Genomic DNA, 11,485 nt, shown 5'->3' with positions numbered 1-11,485 from the left:
TTTTGCTTCTCCGCGAGATGCCACTTGTGCGCGCTTTCCTCGGCGTGTCGCACGCACAAGTGGCATCTCGCGGGGGGAGAGGGGACGGGGTGGGGGGACGAGGACGGGGTGGGGAGTTAGCGGGCGATGTCGGCGAGGAGGGCAGCCGTTGCGGCGACGAGGTCGGCGGGGGCGAGCTCGATGTCGAAGCCGCGCTGGCCGCCCGAGACGAGCACCGTGTCGTACAGCTGGGCGGTCTCGTCGATCACGGTGCGATGCGGGGCCTTCTGCCCCAGCGGAGAAATGCCGCCGAGCACGTAGCCGGTGCGGCGTTGCGCGAGGGCGGGATCGGCCATCGCTGCCCGCTTCCCTCCGACCGCGGCCGCGAGCTCCTTGAGGCCCAGTGAGCCGGTGACGGGCACGACACCGACCACGAACTCCCCGTCGACATCGACCACGAGCGTCTTGAACACCCGCTCCGGCTCGACTCCCAGCGCCGTCGCCGCTTCGAGCCCGTAGCCCGTCGTCACCGGGTCGTGCCGATACTCGCGCGGAGTGAAGCGGATGCCGGCGGCGCTCAGCGCGACGGTCGCCGGGGTCCCCGGTCCGCTCCGAGCCATCAGGTGTCCTGCTCCGCCGCCGCCCCGTGGGCGGCAAAGAGCTGCATCGAGGTGCCCGCGACCCGGATCACCTGCCCCGGCAGGAACGACTCGCCGTGCTCGAGTGGCTCGGGCTCCTCGCTGTTCCACAGCCGCGTGTAGCCGGTGATGCCCTCGCCCTCGGCGAGCACCACGGTGGTGTCCTGCTCGACGCCGTGCACCACCAGCAGCACGCGGTCAGGATCGCCCTCGACGGGCGTGGAGACCGCGAGGTACTGCAGGGTGCGATGGGCGGCCGAGGTCCAGTCGTGCTCGGACATCCCGTGCCCGTGCGCGTCGAACCATGTCATGTTCGTCGCGCCGGGGACGGCCTCGTTGCCGCTGCTGTAGCGGAAGGGCCGCAGCGCCGGGTGCTCGCGGCGCAACCGCAGTAGTGTCCGCGTGTGCGCGCGCAAGGCGAGCTGCCAGTCGGCCAGGCCCTCCCAGCGCACCCAGGTGAGGTCCGAGTCCTGGCAGTAGGCGTTGTTGTTCCCGCGCTGGCTCCGCCCGGTCTCATCGCCCGCGGTGATCATCGGGACTCCGGCGGACAGCAGCAGGGTGCCGAGGAGATTCCGCATCGCCTTGCGCCGGGCGAGCGTGATCCGCTCGTCGGTGGTGGGACCCTCGAAGCCGTGGTTGAAGGAGCGGTTGGTATCGGCTCCGTCGCGGTTGAACTCACCGTTGCCGATGTTGTGCTTGACGTTGTACGAGACGAGATCGGCGAGGGTGAAGCCGTCGTGTGCGGTCACGAAGTTGACCGAGGCGAGGGGCCCCCGCTCCGCCGAGAAGGTGTTCGAGGATCCCGAAAGCCGGTTCGCAAAGCCGCCAATGCCGACGGGCGCCGTGCCCGCGCGCCGAGCGTAGTCGATGTCCGAGAGCCAGAAGTTGCGGGCGCGATCGCGGTAGCGGTCGTTCCACTCCGACCAGCCCGTCGGGAAGTTGCCGGTCTGCCAGCCACCCAGGCCCACGTCCCAGGGCTCGGCGATCATCTTCACGCCGGCCAGCGCTGGATCCTCGACGGCGGCGCGCAGCAGCGGGTGGTCGCTCCGGAAGTGCGCGATCTCGTCGCGCCCGAGCGTCGCGGCGAGGTCGACCCGGAAGCCGTCGATGCCGACCTCGCCCGACCAGTAGCGCATCGAGTCGAGCGCCAGGCGCTGCGCCGCGGGCCGGCCGAAGTCGAGCGTGTTGCCGCAGCCGGTCACGTCCACGTAATGCCCCTCGGACGTCTGGCGGTACCAGCCGGCATCGTCGATGCCGCGCAGGCTCGACATCGGCCCGCCCGGCCCCTCCTCGGCGGTGTGGTTGTAGACCACGTCCAGGATCACCTCGAGGCCGGCCTCGTGCAGGAGCTTCACCATCCCCTTGAATTCGCGGAGCACCGCGCTCGGGCCGCCGCGCTGAGCAGTGGGGGACGCGTACGCGGAATGCGGCGCGAAGAAGTTCAGCGTGTTGTAGCCCCAGTAGTTGGTCAGGCCCTGGCGCAGCAGGCGCTGCTCCGAGACGAACGCGTGCACGGGGAGCAGCTCGATCGCGCTCACGCCCAGCTCGAGCAGCGCCGAGACCGTCGACTCGTGCGCCAGACCCGCGTAGGTGCCACGCAGCTCCACCGGGAGCGCCGGATTCAGCCGGGTGAGCCCCTTGACGTGCGCCTCGTAGATCACGGTGCGCTCCATCGGGGTGCCGGGGCGGGAGGAGCCGCCCCAGTCGAACGCGTCGTCCACGACGACCGAGCGCCATTTGTTCTCGGCCACCCGGTGCAGACCCCGGGAGTAGGGCTCGAGCAGGGGTCGGCGCGGATCGAAGCGGTGCCGCGGCCCGGTCGGACCGTCCACCCGCAGCGCGTAGCGGCGGCCGGGAGTCAGCAGGTCGGAGTGGGCGGACCAGACGGCCGCATCGCCGCGGGTCAGCGGGACGGTGCGGGTCACCCAGGTCGGGTCTTTCTCGTCGTACAGCAACAGGTCGACGGCGCTCGCGCTCTCGGACCAGACCCGCAGCTCACCGCCCTGACCCTCGACACTCACGCCGAGCCTGGCCAGGGGATCGGGAGGGGTCATGCGACTTACAGTAGTGACGGGCACCACCTCCCTCCGTGCCCCTGACGCGGAACGAAGGAATGCCGTGATCTACCTCGACCACGCCGCGACCACTCCTCTGCGCGCCTCGGCGCTCGCCGCCTTCGCCGCCGCCTCCGCCCACGCGGGCAACCCCTCCTCCGTGCACGGCTCGGGTCAGCAGGCGCGCCGCCGACTGGAGGACGCCCGCTCGGCGCTCGCCGGGGTGCTCGGCTGCGAGCCGGTCGAGGTGATCCTCACCGCAGGCGGGACCGAGGCGATCAACCTCGGGATCAAGGGCCTGTTCTGGCAGCGACGGGCCGAGGACCCGGCCCGTCTCCGTATCCTCGTCGCCGAGGGCGAGCACCAGGCGACCCTCGACAGCGCCTCCTGGCTCGATGAGCACGAGGGCGCCCGGATCGACTGGCTGCCGCTGGAGGAGGAGGGGACGTTGCGACCCGAAACGCTCGCCGCGGCGCTGGCGGAGGACCCCGGCTCGGTCGCCCTGGTCACGGTGCTCTGGGTCAACAACGAGATCGGCACGATCAACCCGATCGAGGAGCTGGCCGCCGTCTGCGCGGTCGCTGGCGTCCCCCTGCACGTCGACGCGGTCGCCGCCCTCGGGCACCTTCCGTTGCGGATCGCCGAGGTCCGCCGCGCCTCCGAGTCGCGTGACGGCGCGGGCCTGGTCGCGGTCAGCGTCTCGGGGCACAAGGTCGGTGGTCCGATCGCGACCGGCGCGCTCGTGCTCGCCCGCGACGCTCGGATGGTGCCGGTGGTGCACGGAGGCGGTCAGCAGCGCGGCGTCCGCTCCGGCACCCAGGACGTGCCCGGCGCCGCGGCCTTTGCCGCCGCCGCGGTCGAGGCCGACGCCGAGCTCTCCGCCGAGGCTGTGCGGCTCGCGGCTCTGCGCGACCGGCTCGTCGCGGGAATCCTCGCCGCCGTACCGGGTGCGACGCTGACCGGGCCCGCCCTCGACTCCGGACGCCGCGTCGCGAACAATGCGCACCTCGCCTTCCCGGGAGCCCAGGGCGACTCCCTTCTCTTCCTCCTGGACACCGCTGGCGTCTCCGTCTCGACCGGCTCGGCCTGCACGGCGGGGATCCCGGAGCCCTCGCATGTGGTCCTCGCGCTCGGCCGGAGCGAGGACGAGGCACGCGGCGTGCTCCGGATGACGCTGGGGTATACCTCGACCGACGCGGACGTGGACGCGCTGCTCGCCGCGCTACCGGACGCCTACGCTCGCGCCGCGCGCGCCGGCCTCTCAAACCGCGCGGTGCTGCCCGCTTGAGCCTTTGACGGACGCCCCAGCGGGAGCGCCTGACGGACGCCCCCGCGGGAAACGTAGACTCGCACGGTGAAAGTTCTCGCGGCGATGAGTGGTGGAGTGGACTCGGCGGTTGCTGCGGCCCGCGCAGTGGAGGCGGGACACGACGTGGTCGGCGTGCATCTCGCCCTGAGCAGGATGCCCGGCACGTTGCGCACCGGGAGCCGGGGCTGCTGCACGATTGAGGACTCGATGGACGCGCAGCGCGCCGCGAATGTCCTCGGCATCCCGTACTACGTGTGGGACTTCTCCGAGCGCTTCAGGCTCGACGTCGTCGACGACTTCGTCGCCGAGTACACGGCCGGACGCACCCCTAACCCCTGCATGCGCTGCAACGAGCGGATCAAGTTCGCCGCCCTTCTCGAGAAGGCGCTCGACCTCGGCTTCGACGCCGTCTGCACCGGCCACTACGCCTCCCTCCGTACTGCCGCCGACGGCTCGCCGGAGTTGCACCGCGCGAGCGACGAGGCGAAGGACCAGTCCTATGTCCTCGGTGTGCTGACAGAGCAGCAGCTGCGGCACTCGATGTTCCCGCTCGGCTCGACCCCGTCGAAGGCGATCGTGCGCGCGGAGGCGGCGGAGCGCGGGCTCAGCGTCGCGAGCAAGCCCGACAGCTACGACATCTGCTTTATCCCCGACGGTGACACCCGCGGCTGGCTCGCCGAGCGGGTCGCGCCCGAGACCGGAGTGATCATCGACCGCGACGGCGCGGTGGTGGGCTCGCACGAGGGCGCGCACGGCTACACCGTCGGCCAGCGTCGAGGCTTGCACCTCGGCGTCCCAGCGCCGGACGGGCGGCCGCGGTTCGTGCTGGAGGTGCGGCCCGTCAGCAACCAGGTCGTCGTCGGTCCGCGGGAGGCGCTGCGCATCAGCGAGATCGCGGGCGAGCGCTTCAGCTGGGCCGGAGCCGCGCCGGAGGAGGCGGCGCTGCCGTTCCGCTGCGACGTCCAGATCCGCGCGCACGCCGACCCGGTTCCTGCCTCGGCCGCGGTGTCGGAGGTCGATGGCAGGGTGGAACTCGTGATCACTCCGGACTCCCCACTCGACGGCGTCGCCCCTGGCCAGACGGCCGTCGTCTACCTCGGCACCCGTGTGCTGGGCCAGTGCACCATCGACCGCACGGTCGCCGCCGACGCCGCGGTGCCTCGATGAGCGCGGTCGAGCCGGCCGCTCGCGTCGAGGAGCTGCGGACGCTCCTCCGCTCCGCGAGCGACGAGTACTATGCGGCCGACTCCTCGCCACTGTCAGACGCCGAGTACGACTCGCTGGTGCGCGAGCTCGCCGCGCTCGAGGGGGAGCACCCCGAGTTGGCCACCGACGATTCGCCCACGCAGACCGTCGGCGGTATCGTCGGCGCCGGCCTCGCCCCCGTCGACCACGCCGAGCGGATGCTCTCGCTCGACAACGTGTTCTCGGCCGAGGAGCTGCGCGAGTGGTGCGAGAAGACGGTCGCTTCGGCGGATCGACCCGTCGCCTGGCTCACCGAGCTCAAGATCGACGGGCTCGCCATCTCGCTGCACTACGAGCACGGGCGCCTCGTCACTGCGGCCACCCGAGGCGACGGCCGCATCGGCGAGGACGTCACCGTCACTGCGCTCCACGTTGCGGGAATCCCTCAGCAGCTCGCTGGCGAGGGCCACCCGGCGCTGGTCGAAGTCCGCGGCGAGGTCTTCATCCCGGTCGCCGCGTTCGCCGAGCTCAATGCGCTACAGGAGACGCTGCGCGAGGAGATGGTCGAGGAGACGCGGGCACGGTGGGCCGCTCGCCCCGCCGCCACCCGCGGTGGGTTCGAGGAGGAGAAGGCGCGCACCAGCGCGCTGCGCCGCTTCCCGACCTTCGCCAACCCGCGGAACGCCGCGAGCGGCGGGCTCCGCCAGCAGCTAGATAAGAAGGCCGGTCTCGACCTGCGCGCCGGGCAGGCGCGGGTCAGCTCTCTCGCGCTCTACGTGCACGGCATCGGCGCCTGGCCCGACCCGCCGGTCGCGTCCCAGTCCGAGGTCTACGGGCTGCTCTCTTCCTGGGGACTGCCGGTCAGCGGTCACAACCGGGTCTCGGCCTCGGTGGAGGAGGTGCTCGCCTTCGTCGAGCGCTACGGCCGCGAGCGCCACTCGGTCGAGCACGAGATCGACGGCGTCGTCGTCAAGGTGGACGAGCTCGAGCTGCACGACGAACTCGGCGCCACCAGCCGGGCGCCGCGCTGGGCGATCGCCTATAAGTACCCGCCCGAGGAGGTGCACACGACGCTTCTCGATATCGTCGTGAGCGTGGGGCGCACCGGCCGCGCCACTCCGTTCGCCCAGATGACCAAGGTCAAGGTCGCCGGGTCGGAAGTGCGCCAGGCGACGCTGCACAACGCCGACGTGGTGAAGGCGAAGGGCGTGCTCATCGGCGACACCGTCGTGCTGCGCAAGGCGGGCGACGTCATCCCCGAGGTGCTCGGGCCGGTGGTCGAGCTGCGCGACGGCAGCGAGCGCGAGTTCGTGATGCCGACGCAGTGCCCCGAGTGCGGTACCACCCTCGCTCCGGCGAAGGAGGGCGACGTCGACTTGCGCTGCCCCAACGCGGAGTCGTGCCCGGCCCAGGTGCGCGGGCGCGTCGAGCACATCGGTAGCCGCGGCGCCCTCGACATCGAGGTGCTCGGCGAGGTCAGCGCGGCAGCCCTCACCCAACCGCTGGTGCCGGCGGAGCCGCCGCTGCGGACCGAGGCCGGGCTCTTCGAGCTCACCGTGGCCGATGTCTTCCCGATCGAGGTCATCGTTCGCGACTCCGAGACGGGGCTACAGAAGCTCGACGCGAACGGCGATCCGAAGGTGGTCACCCCGTTCAAGCGCAGGCGACAGCCCGCCAAAGACGGCGCGTTCGACCCCGCGGCGGGAGCATTTGCCGGCGACGAGGTGTCGGTGCCCTCGACCAACGCGCTCCGGCTGATCGAGAACATCGAGCGGGCGAAGACGAAGGAGCTGTGGCGCCTGCTGGTCTCGCTCAGCATCCGCCATGTCGGCCCCGTCGCGGCGCGCGCGCTGGCCGGCTACTTCGGCTCGCTCGACGCGATCCGCGGGGCGAGCCGCGACGAGCTGGCCGCAGTGGACGGCGTGGGCGGCATCATCGCGGACGCCCTGATCGCGTGGTTCGAGGTCCGCTGGCACGTCGAGATCGTTGAGCGGTGGGCCGCGGCGGGGGTGCGCTTCGCTACTCCCGGCCACCCCGGTCCCGGAGCCGCGGACACTGCGGGCGGAGTGCTCGCGGGTCTGACGGTCGTCGCGACGGGCAGTCTCGAGGGGTACTCCCGAGAGGGCGCCCAGGAGGCGATCCTCGCAGCCGGCGGCAAGGCGGGCTCGAGCGTCTCGAAGAAGACCGACTACGTCGCCGCGGGCCCGGGTGCCGGCAGCAAGCTCGGCAAGGCCGAGGCACTGGGGCTGAGGATCATCACCGCGGCCGAGTTCCACCTCCTGGTAACGGAGGGACCGGCGGCCATCGCGCTGCCGGAGGAGGCGGAGGCCGGCGAGATCGGCGAGGCCGATGCCGGCGACGAGACAGCCTCGGTCGCGGCCGCTGCAGGCGACCTCGCCGCCGCGTCCGCAGAGGAGCGGACCGTGCCGGACGTCTGACGCCGGGCGATAGTGAGCGGCGCGCGTTCCTGCGCCGTGTGCGCGCAGATCCCGTCTCGCTCCCACTCCGCTTCGTCGCCAGAGCCGCTGCGCCCTCCCGGACCGCGAGACGGCCACGCTCTCGCACGGACCGGGCCATTTCGCATCAGGCCTTAGGCTGCCTTTCTTCGGGTAAACCTTGGTCGGATCGTCACCGTTTAGAGAAGGTTTCGCAGTCCGGCGCTGAGATCGGAGCACCGGTGGCGTTCTTTCAGGTTCCCGCTGATGCTCTTCCCGTCGGCCCTATCGCGTTTCGGATTCACGGCAGCAAAGGGAATGACAGCAGAGCCGGCTCGCGCCGCGGAGCGCGTCCGCGCAGGGCGTGCAGGTGAATCGGTCGCGGCACTGTCGCTTTCCGTGGCCATTTTACGAGCGCGTATTCACGAGCCTGAGGCCGAGCGGGCAGTCGGGGCGGCGGAGTCGCCGCGGGCGCGCCGAGTAGACTGGCCGCCGGAAATCACCCCCAACCACCAGACGGAGACGCATGTCCGAGATCACGGCCGATACGGTCGCCCATCTGGCCCAGCTGGCCAGAATCGACCTCACTTCCGATGAGATCGGCAGGCTGACCAGGGAGCTCGGCCAGATCGTTGACTCCGTGCGCGTTGTCCAGGCGGTCGCCACACCGGACGTGCCTGCGACCAGCCACCCGATCCCGCTCCAGAACGTCTTCCGCCCCGACGTGGTCGGCGAGACCCTCACGCTCGAGCAGGCCCTCTCCGGCGCGCCCGAGCACGACGGCAGCCGCTTCCAGGTCTCCGCGATCCTGGGGGAGGAGCAGTGAGTGCGCACGGCGACGAACTCGTCCGCCTGAGCGCCTCCGCCCTCTCCGAGAGACTGGCCGATGGCTCGGTCTCCTCGGTCGAGGCCACTCGTGCCCACCTCGAGCGCATCGAGGCGGTCGACGCGGCGGTTCACGCCTTCCTCCACGTCGCCCACGAGGGCGCTGTCGCGTCCGCCGAAACCATCGACCGTCGCCGCGCCGACGGCCAGGCGCTGCACCCGCTGGCCGGAGTGCCGCTCGCGGTCAAGGATGTCATCGTCACCAACGACATGCCCACCACCAGCGGATCGCGGATCCTCGAGGGTTGGCGCCCGCCGTACGATGCGACTGTCATGCGCAAGGTCCGCGAGGCGGGCCTCGTGCCCATCGGCAAGACCAACATGGACGAGTTCGCGATGGGCTCCACCACCGAGCGCAGCGCTTACGGCCCCACCCACAACCCGTGGGACCTCGACCGCATTCCCGGCGGCTCCGGCGGCGGGTCCGCCGCGGCCGTCGCGAGCTACGAGGCGCCGCTGGCCCTCGGCTCCGACACCGGCGGGTCGATCCGCCAGCCCGCGCACGTCACCGGCACCGTCGGCGTGAAGCCGACCTACGGCGGCGTCTCGCGCTACGGAGCGATCGCGCTCGCCTCGAGCCTCGACCAGATCGGCCCCGTCTCGCGGACCGTCCTCGACTCGGCACTGCTACACGACGTGATCGCCGGACACGACCCGCGCGACTCCACGTCGCTGCGCGACTCCTGGCCCTGCTTCGCCGACGCCGTCCGCCGCGCCGAGGTGACGGGCCTGCGGATCGGCGTGTTGAAGGAGCTCGACGGCGGCGATGGCTTCCAGCCCGGCGTCCTGGCGCGCTTCCACGAGGCGCTCGAGATCCTGCAGGGCGCCGGAGCAGAGGTCGTCGAGGTGAGTCTGCCGAGCGTCGAGTACGCGGTCGCCGCGTACTACCTGATCCTTCCCGCCGAGGCCTCCAGCAACCTCGCCAAGTTCGACTCGGTGCGCTTTGGCCTGCGCGTCACTCCCGAGGGCGGCGGCACGGTCGAGCAGGTGATGGCCGCGACCCGCGAGCAGGGCTTCGGCTCCGAGGTGAAGCGGCGGATCATCCTGGGCACCTATGCCCTCTCGGCCGGTTACTACGACGCCTACTACGGCAGCGCGCAGAAGGTACGGACGCTGGTGCAGCGCGACTTCGACGCCGCCTTTGCGAGCGTCGACGTCATCGCCTCGCCGACCGCGCCGACCACCGCCTACCGGCTCGGCGAGAAGCTCGACGACCCCCTGGCGATGTACCGCGGTGACATCGCGACCATCCCAGCGAACCTGGCCGGCATCCCCGGCATCTCGGTGCCCGCCGGTCTGGCCGACGAGGACGGCCTGCCTGTCGGCGTGCAGTTCCTCGCTCCTGCCCGCGAGGACGTGCGCCTCTACACGGTGGGCGCCGCACTCGAGGCACTGCTGGAGGAGAAGTGGGGCCGCCCGCTGCTCGCCCTGGCGCCCGACCTGACCCACTCCGTGCTCTCCGCGACCGAGGAAGGTGCCGTCTGATGGCCTCCGCGCACAGGTCCGCCCCCGAGCTGATGGACTACAACGAGGTCTTCGAGACCTTCGAGCCGGTGCTCGGCTTCGAGGTGCACGTCGAACTCAACACGACGACCAAGATGTTCTCGGACGCGCCCAACACGTTCGGCTCCGAGCCCAACACGAACGTCACTCCGGTCGACCTCGGCCTCCCCGGCTCGCTGCCGGTCGTCAACGAGCAGGCCGTCCGCTACTCGATCAGCCTCGGCCTCGCTCTGGGCTGCTCGATCGCGCCGTCCAGCCGGTTCGCACGGAAGAACTACTTCTACCCCGACCTGGCGAAGAACTATCAGATCTCGCAGTTCGACGAGCCGATCGCGTTCGAGGGCTCCGTCGAGATCGAGCTGGCCGACGGCTCGCTCGTCCAGATCCCGATCGAGCGGGCGCACATGGAGGAGGACGCCGGCAAGCTCACCCATGTCGGCGGAGCGACCGGCCGCATCCAGGGCGCCGAGTACTCGCTCGTCGACTACAACCGCGCGGGGGTCCCGCTGGTCGAGATCGTGACGAAGCCGATCTATGGAAGCGGCACACGAGCGCCGGAGTACGCGAAGGTCTACGTCGCGACCATCCGTGACATCGTGCTCGCGCTGGGCATCTCTGACGCCAAGATGGAGCGCGGCAACCTCCGCTGCGACGCGAACGTCTCGCTTCGCCCCATCGGCCAGGAGAAGCTCGGCACCCGCACCGAGACCAAGAACGTGAACTCTCTGCGCTCGGTCGAGCGCGCCGTGCGCTACGAGATCCAGCGCCAGGCCGCGATCCTCGCCTCCGGCGGCACGATCACGCAGGAGACGCGCCATTGGCACGAGGACACCGGACGCACCTCCGCGGGCCGGCCCAAGAGCGACGCCGATGACTACCGCTACTTCCCGGAGCCCGATCTGCTCCCGGTCGTCCCGAGCCCCGAGCTGATCGAGGAGCTGCGCGCCGCGCTCCCCGAGAAGCCGGCCGAGCGCCGTCGTCGCCTGAAGACCGAGTGGGGCTTCACGGACTTGGAGTTCCAGGACGTCGCCAACAGCGGCCTCCTGGTGGAGATCACCGAGACCGTCGCTGCCGGCGCGACTCCGCAGGCCGCCCGTAAGTGGTGGACCGGCGAGATCGCGCGCCTCGCGAACGCCGCCGGCGAGGATCCGGCGAGCCTGGTCACCCCCGGCCAGGTCGCCGAGCTCTCCGGATTGATCGAGAGCGGCACGCTGACGGATCGCCTCGCCCGCGAGGTCCTTCAGGGCGTCATCGCCGGAGAGGGCACTCCGCGGGAGGTCGTCGACGGCCGCGGACTCGCGGTCGTTTCCGACGACGGCGCGCTCATCGAAGCGATCGACGCGGCGTTGGCCTCGCAGCCGGATGTGCTCGCGAAGATCCGCGACGGCAAGGTGCAGGCCGCCGGTGCCGTGATCGGCGCCGTCATGAAGGCGATGAAGGGCCAGGCCGACGCGGCCCGTGTCCGCGAACTCGTGCTGGAGCGCGCCGCAGGCTGAG

General features: G+C 71.2%; 8 protein-coding genes. 6 read left to right on the top strand and 2 right to left on the bottom strand.

Annotation, left to right across the window (positions count from 1 at the left end; all coding sequences use genetic code 11):
* Positions 1-116: 116 nt before the first annotated feature.
* Complete coding sequence (gene ybaK / locus C1O28_RS06720; protein ID WP_097165835.1) at positions 117-599, bottom strand: Cys-tRNA(Pro) deacylase; 483 nt, start codon at positions 597-599, stop codon at positions 117-119.
* Positions 599-2,671 (bottom strand): glycogen debranching protein GlgX, encoded by a 2,073-nt coding sequence (gene glgX, locus C1O28_RS06715; protein WP_097165836.1) that lies wholly within the window; start codon positions 2,669-2,671, stop codon positions 599-601. The genes ybaK and glgX overlap by 1 nt, the downstream gene beginning before the upstream one ends.
* A 64-nt stretch (positions 2,672-2,735) precedes the next feature.
* On the opposite strand from glgX, the gene C1O28_RS06710 reads away from it, so the two are divergent.
* The 6 genes from C1O28_RS06710 to gatB all read left to right on the top strand — a co-directional run bounded on the left by C1O28_RS06710 (position 2,736) and on the right by gatB (position 11,484).
* Positions 2,736-3,959, top strand: coding sequence for a cysteine desulfurase family protein (locus tag C1O28_RS06710; protein ID WP_337189892.1), 1,224 nt, complete (start codon positions 2,736-2,738; stop codon positions 3,957-3,959).
* Between the two features lie 66 nt (positions 3,960-4,025).
* The gene (gene mnmA / locus C1O28_RS06705; RefSeq protein ID WP_181025729.1) at positions 4,026-5,147 is read left to right on the top strand and encodes a tRNA 2-thiouridine(34) synthase MnmA; all 1,122 of its coding nucleotides are present in this window, start codon (positions 4,026-4,028) and stop codon (positions 5,145-5,147) included.
* A complete protein-coding gene (ligA, locus tag C1O28_RS06700; RefSeq protein ID WP_097165839.1) occupies positions 5,144-7,603 on the top strand; it encodes an NAD-dependent DNA ligase LigA in 2,460 nt (819 codons plus the stop codon). The genes mnmA and ligA overlap by 4 nt, the downstream gene beginning before the upstream one ends.
* A gap of 523 nt (positions 7,604-8,126) precedes the next feature.
* A complete protein-coding gene (gatC, locus tag C1O28_RS06695; protein WP_097165840.1) occupies positions 8,127-8,426 on the top strand; it encodes an Asp-tRNA(Asn)/Glu-tRNA(Gln) amidotransferase subunit GatC in 300 nt (99 codons plus the stop codon).
* On the top strand, positions 8,423-9,970 hold the full coding sequence (gatA, locus tag C1O28_RS06690; protein WP_097165841.1) for an Asp-tRNA(Asn)/Glu-tRNA(Gln) amidotransferase subunit GatA: 1,548 nt from the start codon (positions 8,423-8,425) through the stop codon (positions 9,968-9,970). Before gatC ends, gatA begins: the two co-directional genes overlap by 4 nt.
* Complete coding sequence (gene gatB, locus C1O28_RS06685) at positions 9,970-11,484, top strand: Asp-tRNA(Asn)/Glu-tRNA(Gln) amidotransferase subunit GatB (protein WP_097165842.1); 1,515 nt, start codon at positions 9,970-9,972, stop codon at positions 11,482-11,484. The genes gatA and gatB overlap by 1 nt, the downstream gene beginning before the upstream one ends.
* Position 11,485 lies beyond the last annotated feature (1 nt).

Origin of the sequence: Rathayibacter rathayi (assembly GCF_004011095.1) — a bacterium.
Classification (GTDB): domain Bacteria; phylum Actinomycetota; class Actinomycetes; order Actinomycetales; family Microbacteriaceae; genus Rathayibacter; species Rathayibacter rathayi.
The sequence above is the reverse complement of the archived record's forward strand: the minus strand, read 5'-3'. Positions and strand labels throughout refer to the sequence as shown.

What these genes read in the sequence shown, in the direction of transcription:
- ligA (WP_097165839.1), top strand. Translation starts at nt 5,144, where the DNA reads ATGAGCGCGGTCGAGCCGGCCGCTCGCGTCGAGGAGCTGCGGACGCTC.
- ybaK (WP_097165835.1), bottom strand. Translation starts at nt 599, where the DNA reads ATGGCTCGGAGCGGACCGGGGACCCCGGCGACCGTCGCGCTGAGCGCC.
- glgX (WP_097165836.1), bottom strand. Translation starts at nt 2,671, where the DNA reads ATGACCCCTCCCGATCCCCTGGCCAGGCTCGGCGTGAGTGTCGAGGGT.
- gatC (WP_097165840.1), top strand. Translation starts at nt 8,127, where the DNA reads ATGTCCGAGATCACGGCCGATACGGTCGCCCATCTGGCCCAGCTGGCC.
- gatB (WP_097165842.1), top strand. Translation starts at nt 9,970, where the DNA reads ATGGCCTCCGCGCACAGGTCCGCCCCCGAGCTGATGGACTACAACGAG.